16 protein-coding genes are annotated in these 18466 nt (G+C 68.9%); 12 read left to right on the forward strand and 4 right to left on the reverse strand.

Going from position 1 to position 18466, the window contains the following annotated elements:
- The first annotated feature begins 37 nt into the window (after positions 1-37).
- From ACYVIO_RS35440 to ACYVIO_RS35460, 5 genes are all read left to right on the forward strand, one after another.
- Complete coding sequence (locus tag ACYVIO_RS35440) at positions 38-1036, forward strand: FecCD family ABC transporter permease (protein ID WP_460655333.1); 999 nt, start codon at positions 38-40, stop codon at positions 1034-1036.
- A complete protein-coding gene (locus ACYVIO_RS35445; protein WP_460655334.1) occupies positions 1033-2085 on the forward strand; it encodes a FecCD family ABC transporter permease in 1053 nt (350 codons plus the stop codon). The genes ACYVIO_RS35440 and ACYVIO_RS35445 overlap by 4 nt, the downstream gene beginning before the upstream one ends.
- The gene (locus tag ACYVIO_RS35450) at positions 2082-2951 is read left to right on the forward strand and encodes an ABC transporter ATP-binding protein (protein WP_460655335.1); all 870 of its coding nucleotides are present in this window, start codon (positions 2082-2084) and stop codon (positions 2949-2951) included. Before ACYVIO_RS35445 ends, ACYVIO_RS35450 begins: the two co-directional genes overlap by 4 nt.
- Before the next feature lie 22 nt (positions 2952-2973).
- A complete protein-coding gene (locus ACYVIO_RS35455; protein ID WP_460655336.1) occupies positions 2974-4833 on the forward strand; it encodes an SIP domain-containing protein in 1860 nt (619 codons plus the stop codon).
- A gap of 297 nt (positions 4834-5130) precedes the next feature.
- The gene (locus tag ACYVIO_RS35460) at positions 5131-5799 is read left to right on the forward strand and encodes a GAF and ANTAR domain-containing protein (RefSeq protein ID WP_460655337.1); all 669 of its coding nucleotides are present in this window, start codon (positions 5131-5133) and stop codon (positions 5797-5799) included.
- 148 nt (positions 5800-5947) lie between these two features.
- Here ACYVIO_RS35460 and ACYVIO_RS35465 read toward each other — a convergent pair whose 3' ends face one another.
- On the reverse strand, positions 5948-6445 hold the full coding sequence (locus ACYVIO_RS35465) for a cupin domain-containing protein (RefSeq protein ID WP_460655338.1): 498 nt from the start codon (positions 6443-6445) through the stop codon (positions 5948-5950).
- A 70-nt stretch (positions 6446-6515) separates the two neighbouring features.
- On the opposite strand from ACYVIO_RS35465, the gene ACYVIO_RS35470 reads away from it, so the two are divergent.
- Positions 6516-7148: a TetR/AcrR family transcriptional regulator gene (locus tag ACYVIO_RS35470; protein ID WP_460655472.1), complete on the forward strand. Its 633-nt coding sequence runs from the start codon at positions 6516-6518 to the stop codon at positions 7146-7148.
- 25 nt (positions 7149-7173) lie between these two features.
- Here ACYVIO_RS35470 and ACYVIO_RS35475 read toward each other — a convergent pair whose 3' ends face one another.
- Both ACYVIO_RS35475 and ACYVIO_RS35480 read right to left on the reverse strand, forming a co-directional pair.
- Positions 7174-7686: a hypothetical protein gene (locus ACYVIO_RS35475; RefSeq protein ID WP_460655339.1), complete on the reverse strand. Its 513-nt coding sequence runs from the start codon at positions 7684-7686 to the stop codon at positions 7174-7176.
- Positions 7687-7879: 193 nt separating this feature from the next.
- On the reverse strand, positions 7880-8533 hold the full coding sequence (locus tag ACYVIO_RS35480) for a response regulator (RefSeq protein ID WP_460655340.1): 654 nt from the start codon (positions 8531-8533) through the stop codon (positions 7880-7882).
- 68 nt (positions 8534-8601) lie between these two features.
- Here ACYVIO_RS35480 and ACYVIO_RS35485 point away from each other — a divergent pair, with 68 nt between their 5' ends.
- The 6 genes from ACYVIO_RS35485 to ACYVIO_RS35510 all read left to right on the forward strand — a co-directional run bounded on the left by ACYVIO_RS35485 (position 8602) and on the right by ACYVIO_RS35510 (position 15663).
- Positions 8602-9045 (forward strand): pyridoxamine 5'-phosphate oxidase family protein, encoded by a 444-nt coding sequence (locus ACYVIO_RS35485; protein ID WP_460655341.1) that lies wholly within the window; start codon positions 8602-8604, stop codon positions 9043-9045.
- Between the two features lie 80 nt (positions 9046-9125).
- Positions 9126-10880, forward strand: a complete 1755-nt coding sequence (locus tag ACYVIO_RS35490; RefSeq protein ID WP_460655342.1) for a GAF domain-containing sensor histidine kinase — start codon at positions 9126-9128, stop codon at positions 10878-10880.
- A 154-nt stretch (positions 10881-11034) separates the two neighbouring features.
- Complete coding sequence (locus tag ACYVIO_RS35495; RefSeq protein ID WP_460655343.1) at positions 11035-12018, forward strand: Acg family FMN-binding oxidoreductase; 984 nt, start codon at positions 11035-11037, stop codon at positions 12016-12018.
- Positions 12015-12497, forward strand: coding sequence for a hypothetical protein (locus ACYVIO_RS35500; RefSeq protein WP_460655344.1), 483 nt, complete (start codon positions 12015-12017; stop codon positions 12495-12497). Before ACYVIO_RS35495 ends, ACYVIO_RS35500 begins: the two co-directional genes overlap by 4 nt.
- A gap of 49 nt (positions 12498-12546) precedes the next feature.
- The gene (locus ACYVIO_RS35505) at positions 12547-14919 is read left to right on the forward strand and encodes a phosphoketolase family protein (RefSeq protein ID WP_460655345.1); all 2373 of its coding nucleotides are present in this window, start codon (positions 12547-12549) and stop codon (positions 14917-14919) included.
- A 213-nt stretch (positions 14920-15132) separates the two neighbouring features.
- Entirely contained in the window at positions 15133-15663 is a 531-nt protein-coding gene (locus ACYVIO_RS35510; RefSeq protein WP_460655346.1) for a flavodoxin domain-containing protein, read from the forward strand.
- Between the two features lie 95 nt (positions 15664-15758).
- On the opposite strand, the gene ACYVIO_RS35515 is transcribed toward ACYVIO_RS35510, so the two are convergent.
- Complete coding sequence (locus ACYVIO_RS35515; protein ID WP_460655347.1) at positions 15759-18455, reverse strand: bifunctional acetate--CoA ligase family protein/GNAT family N-acetyltransferase; 2697 nt, start codon at positions 18453-18455, stop codon at positions 15759-15761.
- Positions 18456-18466 lie beyond the last annotated feature (11 nt).

The following is an 18466-nucleotide window of genomic DNA, read 5'->3' on the forward strand; positions in this document are numbered from 1 at the left end:
CGCCCTGCGACGACCCAGCGATCCGGGCACGGTGACGGTGTCCGGATCGCGTCGGCGTCTGATCGGCCTGCTCATCGCGCTCGTGGTGCTCCTGGCGTTGCTGGTGGCGAGCGTGATGATCGGGTCGACGGCCATCACGCCCGCGGTGGTGTGGAACGCCCTGTTCCATCCGTCGAACGACATCGATCAGTTCGCGATCCGGGACTTCCGGCTGCCGCGCACCGTCGTCGGGCTCGTCGTCGGTACGGCGCTGGGAGTCGGAGGGGCGTTGATCCAGGCGCTGACCCGCAACCCGCTGGCCGATCCGGGCATCCTCGGCGTGAACGCGGGCGCCTCCTTCGCGGTGACGGTCGCCGTAGGGCTGCTCGGAGTCCGCGACATTCAGAGCTACATGTGGTTCGCCTTCGCCGGCGCGCTGATCGTCACTCTCATGGTGCTCGCCCTCGGGTCGACCCGACGTGGCCAGTCGCCGGTGATGATGGTGCTCGCCGGGGTCTGCGTCGGCGCGGTGCTCGGTGGTGCCGGTTCGGCGCTCGAGCTGACCAACCCGGACGCCTTCGACGCGATGCGTTCCTGGAACGCCGGTTCGATCGTGAGCCGCCCGCTCGACCTGGTGTGGCCGATCCTGCCGTTCTTCGCGATCGCTCTCGTCCTGGCCTTCGCGGTGTCCGGCCCGCTCAACGCCATGGCCCTCGGCGACGAACTGGCCGTCGCCCAAGGCGTCCGGCTGGTCCGTACCCGGATCCTCGCGATCATCGCCCTGACCCTGCTCGCCGGCGGCGCCACCGCGATCGCCGGGCCCATCGGCTTCGTCGGGCTGATGGTCCCGCACGTCGCGCGCTGGATCGTCGGCCCGCACCAGCGCTGGATCTTCGCCTACAGCATGCTGCTGGCCCCGAGTCTGCTGCTGGCCTCCGACATTCTCGGGCGGGTCGTGATGCGGCCTGGCGAGATCCCCGTGGGCATCGTCACTGCCTTCGTCGGTGCCCCCGTGCTCATCGCGCTGGTCCGGCAGAAGAAAGCAAGCGGGCTGTGAGCACGCGCAGCGTGGACTTCGGGCGGCGGGTGCTGGTGCTGCGGCGCCGGAAGGTCGCCGTACGGTTCGACTGGCGCTCGGTCATCATCTGCTCGATCCTCGCGCTGGCGGTCGCCTGTACGGCGGTGCTCGCGCTGATGACCGGCTCGTACCAGCTCAGCCCAGGACAGGTGGTCTCCGCGCTGACCGGTGGGACGACCGGGCTCGTCCACAACATCGTGGTCGAATGGCGGCTGCCTCGCGTGGTGGCGGCGCTGGTGTTCGGTGCCGCGCTGGGGGTGAGCGGGGCTGTCTTTCAGTCGACGCTGCGCAACCCGCTCGCCGACCCCGGCATCATCGGGTTCTCCCAGGGCTCCTACACCGGCGCGCTGATCGTGATCCTGGTTGTCAACGGCACCTACTGGCAGTTGGTCGGCGGAGCGCTGGTCGGCGGAATCGCAACGGCCGTCGCCGTGTACCTGCTCGCCTACCGGCGAGGCGTGCAGGGGTTCCGCCTGATCATCGTCGGCATCGGCCTCTCGGCGATGCTCGGCTCGCTCAACACCTGGCTGATCCTCAAGGCCGACCTGGATCAGGCGATGGCCGCCGCGACCTGGGGCGCCGGGTCGCTCAACGGCGTCGCCTGGCCCCAGGTCGCCACCGGCGGCGTCTGCATCGCCGTACTCCTGCTGCTCGCGGCGATGTCGAGCCGGCCGATGCGGCAGTTGGAGCTGGGTGACGATGCGGCTGCCGCCCAGGGAGTGCGGGTCTCGGCGGTTCGTCTCGGGCTGATCGTGCTGGGGGTCGCGTTGACGGCGACGGTGACCGCCGCGTCGGGCCCGATCGCCTTCATCTCCCTGGTCGCGCCGCAGATCGGACGCCGGCTCACCCGCACCGCGGGGATCACGCTCGCGCCCGCCGCCTTGGTCGGCGCGCTGCTCTGTCTGGCGGCGGACTACCTCGCCCAGCACGTCGCCCCAACCCCGTTGCCGGTCGGCATCATCACCGTCATGCTCGGCGGTGGGTACCTCGGCTGGCTGCTGATCACCGAAGCCAGGAGACGCCTGTGACCACCCACACCAGCAACGGTCTGACGGTGGCGGAAGGCACGCCCCTGCCCACCAGCGGCTCACGGCTCCATGTGGAGTCGGCGACGATCGGCTACGACAAACGCGTCATCTCCCGGGAATTGTCAGTGGCGATCCCCGACGAGTCGTTCACCGTGATCGTGGGTCCGAACGCGTGCGGCAAGTCCACCCTGCTCCGCGGCCTGTCCCGGCTGTTGAAACCGTCGATCGGTCAGGTCGTTCTCGATGGCGCCGACATCAACTCCTTCAAAACGAAGGAGGTGGCGCGGCGGGTCGGGCTGCTGCCGCAGAGCTCCATCGCCCCCGACGGCATCACCGTGGCTGACCTGGTGGCCCGGGGCCGGTATCCACATCAGGGGTTCGCCCGGCAGTGGACCGAGGCCGACGAACACGCCGTACGGCGGGCGATGGAGCAAACCGCGGTCACCGACCTGTCCGGCCGTCCGGTGGACGAGTTGTCCGGTGGTCAGCGCCAACGGGTGTGGGTGGCCATGGCCCTCGCGCAGCACACCGACATCATGCTGCTCGACGAGCCGACCACCTTCCTCGACATCACCCATCAGATCGAGCTGATGGAACTGTTCACCGACCTGCACCACGTCGGCCACACCCTGGTCGCCGTCCTGCACGACCTCAACCAGGCCGCCCGCTACGGCACCCATCTGATCGCCATGAAGGACGGCCACGTCGTTGCCGAAGGCCCGCCGGCCGAGATCGTGAGCGCCGACCTCGTGCACGAGGTCTTCGGACTGCGCTGCCTCGTCGTACCCGATCCGGTCGCCGGCTCCCCGTCCGTCGTGCCCTTGGGCCGTGAACGTCCACCGGCGGCCACAACCCAACCGAAATGACTCGAGACCATGAGGAGTTGCCGTGCCGCGTCGCGCCCGTCCCACCGCCGTACACACCATTGCCCTGCGGGAGTTGGAGGTGGCGCGGGTCGTCGATGTCACTCCCGGGCTGCGCCGAGTCACCCTGACCGGTGATCAGCTGGAATCGTTCACCGGAAGCGACGGTACGGCGTTCCCCGCGTTCGCCAGCGACGGTTTCGACGACAGCGTCCGGTTGATCTTCCCGTACCCCGGCGAAAGCGAGCCGGTGCTCCCGGTCTACAAGGACGGCAAGTACCGGTGGCCGGCCGACCCGCCGGCACTGTGGCGGGTCTACACGGTACGACGTTACGACGCGCAGGCTCGCGAGCTCGACATCGACTTCGTGAAACATGGTGTGGGCGTCGCGACGACGTGGGCGTACCGGGCGAACCCCGGCGATCGCCTCCACGTCGGAGGACCGTCGGTCTCGAGCGGGCGGCCTGAGGACTACGACTGGTTTCTCGTGGTGGGTGACGACACGGCCGTCCCGGCGATCGACCGGTTGCTCGGGGAACTGCCCGACGACGTACAGGCCGAGGTCTACATCGAGGTGGCTGAGGAGTCGCACCGGATCGATCTCCCCGAACGCCCCGGTGTCACGGTGACCTGGGTCGTGCGGAGCGGACAGGCACCGAGTACCAAACCGTTGCTGCTGCAGGCGGTACGTGAGGCCGCCCCGCGAGAGGGCTCGATGTTCGCCTGGATCGCCGGAGAACAGGCCGTGGTCCGTGATCTGCGGCGGTATCTCATCGAGGAGCGCGGTGTCGACAAGTCCGACATCGACTTCACCGGCTACTGGCGGCGCGCGGAGATTGTGGCGTCCGACGTCGACCCCGCCGTACCGGACCTCGAGCGCAACGACGAGGCTTTCGAGAAGTTCCACGAGCTGTCCGAGTTGCTTCCCCCACTGGCCGTTCGGGCAGCCGCGAATCTCGGGATCGCCGACTGCATCAGCCGCGGGGTGCGCACCGTCCCCGCGCTCGCGCGGCACACCGGCGCGAACGAACGCTCGCTGGCGAAGTTCTTGCGGTACCTGCAGGCGATCGAACTCCTGGAACCAGTGGGCGACGAGTACAAACTCACGGAGACCGGCGAGTTCCTGACGAACGAGTCCGTGCTCGATCACCTGGTGTCCAGCGGGGTCGAATTCCGCATGTCACAAGCCTTCTTCGGCCTCGAGGAGGCCGTCCGCCACGATCGTCCGGTGCTGGAGTCGGTGACCGGCAAGGACTGGGACGCTCTGCGCAGCGACGTGACCTTCGAGCACAAACGGTTGGAGAACAAGTCCCAGTTCGCTCAGGTACTCGCCGAGCCGCTGGCGAAGTCACCCGCGCTCGGGGGCGTCGGCACGGTCGTTGTGCACGGAGCTGGTGCCGGGGTCCACGCCGACTACCTCACCGCGGGGCGTCCGGAAGCAAGGGTGACCGTCGTGGCGCTCCCGACCGCGGCGGACTGGTTCCGCAGGGACCTGTCGATCAGCATCGCGGACGCGACCAGACGTGACCGGATCCGGATCGTCGAGCAGTCGGTGTTCGAGAAGACCGAACCCGCGGACGCCGTACTGATCATCGACACACTCGGGCAGCATCCTGACGCGGAGGCAAGGCTCATCCTCCAGCAGGCCGCCGCGAGCCTGAGCCCCGGTGGCCGGCTGCTGCTGGTGGAGGCTACTTTCGATCTCGACGAACTGGACGAACACGACGCAGAGCTCGACCTCATGCGGTTGACGCTGCACGGATCCGGATACCGCACCGAGGACGAACTCGAGGCGGTCATCGCCGCTGCCGGCCTGACAATGATCGAGAAGTCGCTCGTCGGCTGGGGCAACACGCTGCGAGTACTGACACAGCCTGAGCCGTAGCACCTGCGAGGTCTGACCCCTGCAGGCCGGAGAACACCAGCAACTCACCGGTCTGCCCGCTCACCGGACGACCCGGATCGTCATCGCCCGGGGTGTAAACCTCGCTGGGACGCCACTACTCTCCGAACCAGTCGACTGTTGACCGGCTGCGGGCTGATCGATTGACAGCATGTGACCAACTCTTGCTTGCGGGTGGCGCCGGTGCATAAGTTTTCTCCGTCGGTAAGTCATAGGATCTGCTCGGCCTCAGGGCTCGCAGCTCCTGGGGGTCCTTGTCCCGCGGTGAGGAGATGACGGATGACTGCCCAAGCCAACTACAACGACTTGGCCATGACCCTGCACGACCAGATCGGAACCCTGGCCACCGTGGAAGGTGTGCTGCAGTTCGCCGTAGAAGCGCTGCACTACGACCACGCGTCCGTGATGCTGATGCACCGCAAGCAGCCTCTGACGATCGCGGCGACCGACCAGTTGATCACTGACGCGGATCAGCTTCAGATCGACCTCGGCGAGGGGCCCAGCTTGCTGGCCATCTCAGGCCGCGACGACATCCTGGTCGAGGACACCAGCACCGACACCCGATGGCCCAAATGGGCACCAACCGCAAGCGCCAGCGGTATCCGCTCCGTGCTGGCGATCCGGTTGTTCACTTCGCATTCCACCAGCGGCGTACTCAACCTGGTGTCATCGCAGCCTCTCGTCGTCGACGAGGCCGAGCGCGAGGCAGCCCGGCTCCTCGCCCTGCACGCCTCGATCGCCATCGCATCAGCCCGGACCGAGGACTCCCTGCACCGAGCCATCGACTCGCGGAAAGAGGTCGGGCTGGCCATCGGGCGGCTGATGGAGCGGTACGACGTGGACGCGGTGCAGGCGTTCGCCGTACTGAAGCGCTACTCCCAGGACCGTAACCAGCGCCTGTACGACGTCGCCCGGCACGTCATCCAGACCGGAAGACTGGCGGACTGAGAGTTACCCGACGGTCTGCAGCGCTTCGACCTGCTGGCGCTGCCGGTGGGCATCACAGGCTGCAGCGGGCGGTGACTCGAGGTCGATGAGATATGCGTCGGTCTCGCGTCAGAAGTACGGAGACAGCCGTCCTCCGGGGTGCCGGCGCTCAGTGCCGCGCGGCGGCGAGGTGGGCGAACGGGGGCGGGCCGAGGATCTCGATGCCGCCGTTGTCGCGGCCCGACTGCGCGATCTTGGCGAAGTCGACCTCGTGGGTGGCGCCTTCGACGTAAGGCTCGCTGGCGCCCAAGTAGAAGTCCTGCCCGATCCCTGGCGTGAGCAGGCACAAGATCCTCGCCTTCTCGGAGGTGACCAGGAACGCGTGCGGCATGCCGCGCGGCACCATCACCATCCCGCCCGCGCCGACCCGGCGCTCGGCGCCGTCCAGGTGCATCAGGAGCTCACCCTCCAGCACGATCATCGACTCCTCGGCCTCAGGATGGAGGTGTAGCGGCGTCACCTTGCCGCCCTCCATCGCGTCCTCGAACAGCAGATAGCTCCCACCGGTCTGCTCGGCCGTGGCCAGCCAGCGATGTACTCCCCCGCCGAAGAACCAGTGCAGCTCGCCTTCACCAGCGTTCCGGACGATTGCTTCGAGTCCACTCACGGTCCCCACCTTCCAAGTTTGTGAGACTTCGGTCTCACCTTGAGAGTGCGGTATCATCTTTAGTGTGTCAATGCCCTACGAGCTCGGCGGCCGCAGCCGGCAGAAGCAGCGCACGAGAGATGCCCTGGTGGCGGCCGCTCGTGAGCTGGTCGCGTCCGGGCTGACGCCGACCGTCGAGGAAGCGGCCGTGGCGGCCGAGATCTCCCGCCCGACCGCCTACCGGTACTTCCCGAACCAGCGCGCCTTGCTGTCCGCAGCCCATCCCGAGACCGCCGCCACCAGCTTGCTGCCGGAGGACGCGCCCGCCGATGTGAGCGAACGCCTCGCAACCGCGATCGACACCTTCACGGCCCTGATCCTCGAAACCGAGGACCAGCAACGCACGATGCTTCGACTCTCTCTCGAGGCCGATCCCGCCGAGCGTGCGGCGCTCCCGCTACGGCAGGGCAGAGCGATCGCCTGGTTCGAGGAGGCGCTGGCTCCCCTTCGTGAGGAGATGCCGGCGGAATCCGTTCACCAGTTGGCGATCGCGATTCGCAGCGCCACCGGGATCGAGGCCCTCAGCTGGCTGCTCGACGTAGCGAAACTACCGCACGACGAGGCGGTCGCGGTGATGAAATGGTCAGCCCAGTCCCTGCTGTCCGCGGCGGTGGCCGGGTCGCTCCCGCCGGTCGGGTCGCCTTTCGAAGGGCCATCTGAGTGAGCGCTCCCATCGTGAGCGCCGACGGTTACCCCGCGTAGCGAACGCGGAAGGACGCGATCCGGTCGTTCATGTAGTCGGAGACGTACCACGCGTTCGAGCGGTAGGTCTCCTGGTCACCGACGAACCACCCACCGGTGTAGGCGGTCGTGTAGTTGCACGAGCCGTGCACGGTGAAGGACGAGATCCGTCCCAGCATGTAGCCGGGGTGAGGGATGCCGTAGCCCTCCGAGTCACACGGGCCGTACTGCCCGTAGTACTCGGCATAGACACCGCCGTACCCGATGTCGTCGTAAGCACGGAGGAGCAGCAAGCCCGCCTGAGCCCTGATGCCGGTCAGTTCCTTCTCGTCGGTGGCGCACTTCTGCGCCAGGATCGGGCTGGTCCTCGTGCCGGCGTCGTACTTGTCCAGTACGACGACGCAGCGTCGTGGACCCTCGGCCTCGGTAGTGGCGGCCGCGGAGGGTGCGAGGCCCGCGCTGACGCTGCATACGGACGCGGTCAGCACAGCCATGGTGACGAGGCTTTTCATTGTGCGCATGTAGGTTCCTTGCTCCGAGGCCGCCGAAGCGGCCAGACGATCAGCGATGCGCAGAGGTAACACCTCGAGAGGGGCATCCTCGCGTCACTTCGACCCTGATCGATCCGGACGGTGCCTCGTGACATCTGGCCGGGACTTTCGGCCCTACCGGCGAAACGCGCCGCCCGCGAAGCTGGACGGCATCATGAAGTACTCACGACGGTCGCCGCTTGTCCCGCTCCACCGCGTAGACGGCGGCCTCGGTGCGGCGCTCCATGCCGAGCTTGCGGAGCAAGCCGGAGACGTAGTTCTTCACCGTCTTCTCGGCCAGGAACATCGTCTGCGCGATCTGCCGGTTCGTCTTGCCCTGCGCGATCTCGGCAAGGATCTTGCGCTCCTGCTCGGTCAACGACTCGTACCGCGGATCGTTGTCCTCCTCGGCCGGGTGCCGCAGACGCTCCAGTACGGCGGTCGTCATCGCGGGGTCGAGCAACGACTCCCCCGCCGCGAGACGCCGTACCGCACCGACCAAGTCCGTACCGCTGACCTGCTTCAACAGGTAGCCCGCGGCACCGGCCATGATCGCGGTGAACAAGGCCTCGTCGTCGGAGAACGACGTCAGCATCAGACACGCCGGCGGATTCTCCATCGCGGACCGGATCTCGCGGCACACCGTGATGCCGTCACCGTCGGGCAGCCGCACATCCAGTACGGCGACGTCGGGCTGCAACGCAGGAACACGCGCGATCGCCTGCGCCGCCGTACCGGCGTCGCCGACGACCTCGATGTCGGGTTCGGCCTCCAGCAACTGACGCAGGCCGAGGCGCACCACCTCGTGGTCGTCGAGCAGGAACACCTTGATCGTCATCGTGCCTCGCTCACCGGGTGGAAGTCCCTGCCGCCCACAGTAGCCCCGAGGCGCCTCGGGAGGCTGAGATGACTTCCGCGCGACACTTCGACGACACCGGCCTGGAGATCCTCGACGCGCAGGAGTGCCTGCACCTGCTCGGTTCGGTACCGGTAGGGCGGCTCGTGTTCACCCTCGGCGGCTTGCCCGCGGTCCGGTTGATCAACTTCCTTCGCGACGGCGACACCATCGTCTTCGCCACCGGCGGAGGCGACAAGTACCGCGCCGCCGAACGCGGCGATGTCGTCGCCTTCGAGGTCGACGACATCGACCAGGACCGTCACCTCGGCTGGACCGTGACGGTGGTCGGTCATCTGTCGGTGGTCCCGCCCGAAGAAACAGCCCGGTTGCAGCACACCCTGCCGCTGCGGCCATGGGCTCCCGACAGCGACCAGTACTTCGTCCGCCTCGGTATCGAGTCCACCTCCGGACGACGCCTGCTCCCCTGGGGACTCCGCCCACGGACCGACTGAAGCAGCGCGGCAGTCCGCGGGTCCTTCGTCCCACCTGGACGTCTGTTCACTTTCCGCTACGCCTTCCGTACGGTGGGGCCGTGACCGAGCGACCGAAAGATCCCAACGCGAGCTGGGACGAAGGCACGCTCGAGTTCGCCGCGCTGTCTCGCGTCAGGCTGGACGCGCTGCTGCAGGAACTGCTCGGGCGCGTCGACGAGATCATGGATTCCCAGGAACGCCTGCGGGCCCTGCTCGACGCGGTCGTCGGCATCGGCGCCGATCTCGACCTGAACAGCACGCTCGACCGGATCGTCACCGCCGCCTGCAAGCTCGTCGGGGCCCGGTACGGCGCACTCGGCGTCGTCGGCCCCGACGGCAAACGCCTGTCGCGCTTCATCACCCACGGCGTCAACGCCGAGCAGATCGCTGCCATCGGTCCCTATCCCGAAGGTCACGGCATCCTCGGGCACCTCATCGAGCACCCCGAACCACTGCGGCTGACGGACCTTTCCCAGCACCCACGATCGTTCGGCTTCCCGCCCAACCATCCGCCGATGAACTCCTTCCTCGGCGTACCGATCCGCACCCGTGACTACGTGTTCGGCAACCTCTACCTGACCGAGAAGCCCGACCACGCCGACTTCACCGAGGACGACGAGCGCACCGTGACGGCGCTCGCCGTGGCGGCCGGCGTGGTGATCGACAACGCCCGCCTGTACGCCGACACCGAACGCCGCCGCCGCTGGCACGAGGTGACCGCCGAGATCACCCAACTCATGCTCGGCGAGTTCGATCCCCAGGACGCTCTGCAACTGATCGCCACCCGCGCCCGCGAGGTGTCCGGCTCCCTGGTCGGCGCGGTCCTGCTGCGCGCCGACGACCACCTGGTCATCGAAGCCCTCGACGGGCCCGCGCCGTTCCAGCGCTTCCTCGGCCGAGCGATCCCGCTCGACCAGCCCGGGCTCACCGACATCCTCGAGGGCGACCAGCAGGTGGTGATCGAGGACCTGGCCGAAGTCTTCAAGGACCACGGCCGGCTGACCGATGCGCCAGAACTCGAGAACCTCGGCCGGACCATGCTCGCCCCACTCCCCGCCGGCACCGGCACCACCGGCGGCGTACTCGTCGTGGCCGCGGCCGCCGGCGCCACGCTGGCGGTCACTCCTGGCACCGATCTGGTCCGCATGTTCGCCAACCAGGCCACGCTCGCCCTCGACCGTGCCCAGGCCCAGCGTGACCAGTCGGTGATCGCTGTGCTCGAGGACCGCGACCGGATCGCCCGCGACCTGCACGACCTCGTCATCCAGCGGCTCTTCGCGACCGGACTTCAGCTGCAGGGCATGCAGCGCATGGTCCAGCCGGACGTCCAGCAGCGGATCAGTCGGGCCGTCGAGGACATCGACACCACGATCCGCGATCTCCGGGCCGCGATCTTCGAGCTGCACCACCAGCCCGAGCAGAGCTCACTGCGGGCCGATGTGCACGCGCTCGTCGCCGAGTACGCCGAACCGCTCGGCTTCCGCCCCCGCCTGGTGTGCGACGGCCCACTGGACACCGCCGTCCCCGCGACCGCCCGGCCACAGATCATCGCCGCGATCCGCGAGTCGCTGTCCAACGTCGTCCGGCACGCGCGGGCAACCAACGTCCTGGTCGAGGTCACCGTCACCGCCGACGAAGTCGTCGCACGAGTGACCGACGACGGCGTCGGAATCTCCGGCAGCAGCAGGCAGAGCGGCCTGCGCAACCTGCGCGAGCGCGCCGAGGCGTTGGGCGGCGCCGTCCAGCTGACGCCCAACGAGCCGCACGGCACTGTGCTGGAGCTCCGCGCACCGCTCAACACGCCCTCCAACTGACCGGGACCGGTTGATCGCCGCCAGGCAGCGCGGCGCGAAATGGGTGCCGAACGGCCTGTCAGGTCGGGACTCTTGCCCTCTGCGCCCACCCTGAGGCGAGGACGACTGTGGGAGCAGGCACGAAAGTCGTGCCGCACAGGCCGAGGAGGCCCCCATGTCGGACGACCAGCTGTCGCTGCAACAGATCGACGTACTGCTGACCGCCGCCGTGGCGGCACCGAGCATGCACAACACCCAGCCCTGGCGGTTCGAGGTCAACGGGCACGTCGTCGACGTCTTCGTGGACGGCTCCCGGGCCCTGCCCGCCGAGGACCCGACCGGCCGCGCGATGCGCATCGCCACCGGCGCCGCGATCTTCAACCTGCGCTGCGCCGCCGCCTCGATGGGTTTCGAGAGCTGGCTGGGACTGTGCCCCGACCGGCGCGAACCGGACCTCGTCGCCCGGATCGTCGTCGAGCCCCGGCGTACTGCCGACAACGAACTGCGCGACCTGTACGACGAGATCCCCCGCCGGCACACCAGCCGTACGCCGGTCCGCTCCGAGCCGTTGTTCCAGGAGGACCGCCTCAGCCTGATCCGCGCCGCCCTGGCGTCCGACGCGGAGCTGACCTGGCTGTCCGAACCGCAGATCTGCACGGTGCTGGATCTCGTCCTGGACACCGAGCTCCGCGAGATCCACGACTGGCACCGCAGCGCCGAACGCACCCACTGGATCGGCGGTGAACGCCCCCACGAGGGCGTTCCCAGCGCCGCACTCGGGCCCCGTACCGCGCACTACCCCACGGCCGTCCGCGATCTCGGCACCGCGCCTGCGGACCGGATGCGTCCCCAGGCGACCTTCGAAGAGCACCCGGCGCTCGCCGTCCTGTCCACCGTCGACGACAGCGCGGCCGACCAGGTCGCCGCCGGCATCGCGCTCGAACGGGTGCTGCTCGCCGCGACCAGCCGTGGCATCGCCGCGTCGTTCCTCAACCAGCCGCTCGAGTACGACGACCTGCGCGCCCGGATCCAGCGGACCACCGGCAAGCCCGGCTTCGCCCACATGGTGATCCGCTTCGGACGGAACAGTTCCGCAGGCGTCACCGGACGCCGGGCCGTCGCCGACGTCGTCACGATCCGCTCGACGGAGGAGTCATGACCACCCTGCAGCTGGAGCTGGCTCGGTGGGAGAACGAACTGGAGACGCTCGAGAACGAGTGCACCGCGGAGGACTGGAGCAGGCCCGAGCGCTTGATGGCCGCGGTACGGAAGACGCTCGCCGCCTACCGGCGCAGGATCCTGCCGCGGCTGAAGGCCGAGCACGACCTCGTTCTGCCCGCGCTACCGGACGTCGCGGCGGTCGCTGCCGTTGAGGCCTACGACGCCATCGTCGAGGACGAACTCGTCCAGCACGTGGAGCGGTTGGACGACCTTCGCCGCGAGCTGGTCCGGGTCGGAGCAACAGCCGAACTCGAACTGCAGATCGCGGAGAGCCTCGCCGCGCTGCGCGCTCTCACGAAAGTGGCGGTGCGATTCGGCCGAGAGCTCGAGGAGCCACAGCTGGACCAGGCCCTGACCTCCGCGCACGCGTCCGGCCTCGCCCGAGCTGTCCGCCGCTACGCACTGAGCCTGCGATGAGTGAGCACGCACGATGCCCAGCCGCGATGATCCACCACGAGGAGAAGACATGCACGAGGTGACGGACAAGCCACTGACGTCCGACGAGGTCGACGCGTTGGACGCCTACTGGCGGGCCGCCAACTACCTGGCGGTCGGGCAGATCTACCTGATGGACAACCCCTTGCTGACCGAGCCGCTGCGCCCGGAGCACATCAAGCCGCGGCTGCTCGGCCACTGGGGCACGACGCCCGGGCTGAACATGGTCTACACCCACCTGAACCGGGTGATCAGGCAGCGCGACCTGAACATGATGTACGTCATCGGCCCGGGCCACGGCGGTCCCGCGATCGCCGCCCAGACCTGGCTGGAGGGCAGCTACAGCGACACCTACCCCGACGTCTCACGAGACGCGGCCGGCATGCAGCGGCTGTTCCGTCAGTTCTCCTTCCCCGGCGGCATCCCGAGCCACGTCGCGCCCGAACTGCCCGGCTCGATCCACGAGGGCGGCGAGCTGGGCTACTCCCTGAGTCACGCGTACGGCGCGGCGCTCGACAACCCCGACCTGGTGGTCGCGTGCGTGATCGGCGACGGCGAGGCCGAGACCGGACCGCTGGCCGCGTCGTGGCACTCGAACAAGTTCCTCGACCCGCGGACCGACGGCGCGGTGCTGCCGATCCTGCACCTCAACGGCTACAAGATCGCCAACCCCGCCGTACTGGCCCGCATCGGTGACGACGAGCTCACCAGCCTGATGGAGGGCTACGGCTACCGGCCGTACCTCGTCGACGGCGACGACCCCGAGGCCGTGCACCAGCAACTGGCCGCGACGCTCGACCAGGTGCTCGACGAGATCGCCGCGATCCAGGCCGAGGCCCGCGCCGACGCCGCAGTGCCGCGCCGGCCGTGGCCGATGATCGTGCTCCGTACGCCGAAAGGCTGGACCGGACCGCACGAGGTCGACGGTGTCCTGGTCGAAGGTACCTGGCGGTCCCACCAGGTCCCGCTGTCCGGCGTACGGAACTCACCCGAGCACCTCGCCCTGCTCGAGCAATGGCTGCGCAGCTACCGCGCCGACGAGCTCTTCGACGAGAACGGTACGCCGCGCGAGCAGCTGCTGGCCCAGGCCCCGGTCGGCGATCGGCGGATGGGCTCGAACCCGCACAGCAACGGCGGAACGCTCACCCGCGACCTCACCCTGCCCGACATTTCGTCGTACGCCGTCGAGGTGCCGAGCCCCGGTGGTACGGCGCACGAGCCGACCCGCGTGCTCGGCGACTACCTGCGCGACGTGATGCGCGCAAACCTTGCCGAGGGCAACTTCCGCGTCTTCGGTCCCGACGAGACCGCCTCGAACCGGCTCGGCGCGCTCTACGAGGTCACCGACAAGGCATGGAACGCCGAGATCCTACCGACCGACGAGCACCTCGCGACCGGCGGCCGCGTGATGGAGATCCTCAGCGAACACACGGTCCAGGGATGGCTCGAAGGCTACCTGCTGACCGGACGGCACGGCTGGTTCTCCTGCTACGAAGCGTTCGTGCACCTGGTCGACTCGATGGTCAACCAGCACGCCAAATGGCTCAAGGTCACCCGCACAATCCCCTGGCGCCGCCCCATCCCGTCACTGAACTACCTGCTCACCTCCCACGTCTGGCGCCAGGACCACAACGGCTTCTCACACCAGGACCCCGGCTTCATCGACCACGTGGTCAACAAGAAGGCCGAAGTCATCCGGGTCTACCTGCCACCGGACACCAACACCCTGCTCGCCACCGCCGACCACTGCCTGCGGACCCGCAACTACATCAACGTCATCGTCGCAGGCAAGCAACCGCAGGCCGACTGGCTCGGACCCGAGGACGCCGAGCTGCACTGCGCCCGTGGGCTCGGGGTGTGGGACTTCGCGTCGAACGACGACGGTGAGCCCGACGTCGTGATGGCCTGCGCAGGCGACGTACCGACGCTGGAGACGCTCGCCGCCGTCAGCCTGCTGCGCGAACACCTGCCCGCATTGAAGATCCGCGTCGTCAACGTGGTCGACCTGATGCGCCTGCAGCCGTCCACCGAGCACCCGCACGGCCTGTCCGACCCGGAGTTCGACGCGCTCTTCACCACCGACAAGCCGGTCGTCTTCGCCTACCACGGCTACCCGTGGCTGATCCACCGCCTGACCTACCGCCGGCACAACCACGAAAACCTCCACGTCCGCGGATACAAAGAAGAAGGCACCACCACCACACCGTTCGACATGGTCGTCCGCAACGACCTCGACCGCTACCACCTCGCCATCGACGTCATCGACCGCGTCCCCGGCCTCGCCCAGCGCGCCGCGACCGCCCGGCAATGGCTCACCGACCAGCGCACCCGCCACCACGCCTACATCCTGCAACACGGCGAGGACCTCCCCGAGATCCGCGACTGGCAATGGACCCCGCAGTGACCCGTACCCATGGCCGGCCACTGGCTGGCCTGGCTGAGGTAGGCGCGGACCACGCGAACCGCGGCCTCTCGCCGACCTTCGCCGCTCAGCCGCCGCGAAGAGGACTCATGGTCCTCGCACTCGGGACCTTCCGCCCTGCCGGGGATCCGGCGTAGGGCGGATGCTCGAAGTAGCGGGAGACCAGCCGGTTGCCCCGCCGACGAAGGAGACACGATGTCCAAGAAAGTGCTGGTGGCCTACGCCACCAAGATGGGCGCGACGGCCGGCATCGCGTCGGCCATCGCCGACGAGCTGCGCCGCAAGGGCCACGACGCCGACGTGCGCGAGGTCGACGACGTGCAGACGATCGACGAGTACGACGCGGTGGTGCTCGGCAGCGCGATCTACATGCGCCGCTGGCGCCCCGAAGCCGTCCGATTCCTGCGCAAGCACACCGGGGAGCTGCGCGACCGCCAGGTCTGGCTGTTCCACAGCGGCCCGGTCGGAGCTGACCGGGAACAGATCCAGACGATGCCGGCCAACGTCACCCGGCTGGCCCGCCGGATCGGAGCGACTCCCGCGATGACCTTCGCCGGCCGGCTGGAGCCTGACACCGCGAAGGGCTTCCTCGCCCGCCGGATGGCGACCAGCAACCTCGCCGGAGACTTCCGCGACTGGGACCTGGTGAATGCCTGGTCCGAGGACGTCGCCGCCGCGATCCACGCCACCGAAGCAGCCCCGTGGCACCGCCCGGCGAACACATAGCACGATCAAGCCGACGCCCCGGGAGATGCAGAGCCACGCCGCGTGGTTGACCAGAGGGTGAGGACTCCCTGGTCAACCACGCTGCCCCCGGCGCATCAGCGCAGCCGCCGGGAGTACCAGTCGGGTTCGGGACCCTCGACGGGCGCCAGGCGGAGCTTCACGTCCACGGTGTACGCGCCTGACGGTGCGGCCATCAACGGATTGATGTCCAGCTCGGCGATCTCCGGAACGGCCTCGGCCAGCCAGGCGATCCGGTGCACGACCTGCACGACCGCGGCCTCGTCAGCTGGTTCCGCCCCGCGGTAGCCGGCCAGCAAAGGTGCACAGCGCAACGACCGCAGCATCTCGGTGGCGTCGAGGTCGGTGAGTGGCAGACCACGCCAGCGCCGATCGGCGAGCAGGTCGGTCAGGACTCCCCCGCTGCCGGCCATCACGACCGGGCCGAACAGCGGGTCCCTGACCATGCCGATCACCAGCTCCGTGCCCTTCGGCGCCATCGCCTGGACGACGACCCGTTGGTCACCGGTGGACGCGACGATCTCGTCGTACGCCGTCTCGACCGCCTTTCGGTCGCCCAGGCCCACCCGGACTCCCCCGACGTCGGTCTTGTGGACGATCCCTTCGGCCGCGGTCTTCAGCACCAGCGGGTACCCGATCGACGCCGCCGCGGCGACCGCCGCGCTCCGTCCGGAGACCTGGAGTGCGGAGACCACTGCGATGCCCGCACACCGCATGAGCTGCTCCGCGTGCTGGGTGTCGATCCAGCCGCCGGCCGGCCGATGTTTCAGGTAGTTGCGCACCACCATCCGCGCACCGTCACGATCGACCCGGTCCAGGACCGGTACGACGCCTTGCGGCCGAGCCCGCCACTCGGCGTATCGGACGACGTGCGCCAGCGCGCGCACCGCACTCTCCGGAAACGGGAAGACGGGCAGACTCGAGCCGTCTTCGAGCGCGACCAGCGGTGCCGCTTCTGGTGCGCCCAGGCAGTTCACGAGCACCGGCAGTTCCGTGCCCGCCGCGGCATCGGCGATGGCGCTGTAAGTGTCCGCAACGCTGCCGGCACGAGTGGCGGCGTAGCAGACCAGGACGGCGTCGACCTCACCGCTCACCAGGACGGTTCGCAGCGCGTGCTCGAGGGTCCGCGGCGAGGCAGCGGCCCCGAGATCCACGGGATTGCCGGCCCCGACCGCTCCGGCCGCATCGGCGAGCTCGTGCTGAGTCGCCGCGCTGAACTCCGGGATCTCCAGACCGAGCCGGGCCGCGGCATCCGCCGCGAGAACTCCCGCACCACCGGCGTTGCCGATGACGGCCAACCGGCGCCCGCGTGGGAGCGGCCGGCCGGACAAGAGGCGTGCAGTGTCGACGAGCTCTTCGAGCGTCTCCATCCGCAGTACGCCGGACTGGTCGAACAACGCGTCGACCGCCGTGTCCGGGGTCGCCGCGGCGGCGGTGTGCGAGGCACCTGCCCGGCGTCCACCGCTGGACCGTCCGCCCTTGACCACCAGGATCGGCTTGGTCCGACCGACCAGCCGGGCGATCCGGCCGAACTTGCGCGGGTTGCCGAACGACTCCAGATACAGCCCGATCACCGTCGTCCGCGGCTCGTGCCACCAGTGCAGCAGCAGGTCGTTGCCGCTGACATCGACCTTGTTGCCCAGGGAAACGAATTCCGAGATGCCCAGGCCGGCGCGGGCGGCCTGATCGAGCACCGCGATCCCGATCGCTCCGGACTGCGCGGCGACCGCCAGGCTGCCGGGTGCCGGGTCGAGGTTCGCGAAGGTCGCGTTCAGCCGCACGTCCGGCGCGGTACTGACGACGCCCAGACAGTTGGGGCCGATCAGCCGGATGCTGTGCTCGCGGGCGACCGCCAGGATCTCGGCCTGCAGACGGTTGCCCTCGGCGCCGAGCTCGGAGAACCCGGCGGTCAGGATCACCGCACCGGCGACACCCGCGCGACCGCTCCCGACGAGCACGGACCGCACCTGGGCTGCCGGCACCGCGACGACGACCAGGTCGACCGGACCGGGAACCTGCTCGATCGACGGGTAGGCCTCGATGTCGCCGATCCGGCCGGCGTGCGGATTGACGGCGTACAGGCGGCCAGCGTAGTTGCCGTTGGCAATGTTCCGCAGCGCCTCGTGACCGATCCCGCCGGCGCTGCGACCGGCCCCGATCACTGCGACGGCCCGGGGCGCGAAGAGCGGACGCAGCGACTCGTCCCCGGCCTTTCCCTCCCGTTCGGCCATCCGGTCGAGGGTGCCGTCCGAGTACGCCGTGTCCAGGGACAGCTCGACCAGCCCGCTGTCCAGCGTGCGGACCTGCGCGAACCCGGAGCCGGCGAAAACCTTCAGCATGACGGCGTTCTCGGCCAGTGTGTCGGCTCGGAGTCGCCGAATGCCGTGCTCGCGGGCGAGCGCCGCCAGCTGCTCGAGCATCAGCGTCCCGATCCCCCGGCCGTGCACCGCGTCGTCAAGCAGGAAGGCCATCTCAGCCTCGCCCGGCCGCAGCAGCTCGTAGCTGGCGACTCCGACCAACTGCCCGCCGTACTCCGCGACCAGGCCCGTGTGGTCGTGACCGGGCACGGCGAGGTGGTGAGCGTGCTCGTCCGCGCCGGACCGGCTGAACCCGAAGAACCGCAGGTAGATCGTCCGGTCCGAGACACGATGGTTCAGCGCCTTCAACGCGTCCTCGTCCTCGGGTCTCAGCGGCCGGATCCGGACCACCGAGCCGTCGGTGGCCAGGACGTCCCAACCGCTGACGGCCGAGGTCGGCTCTTCGAGCGTCGTCATCTCAGGTCCTC

It is taken from the genome of Kribbella endophytica, assembly GCF_054781295.1.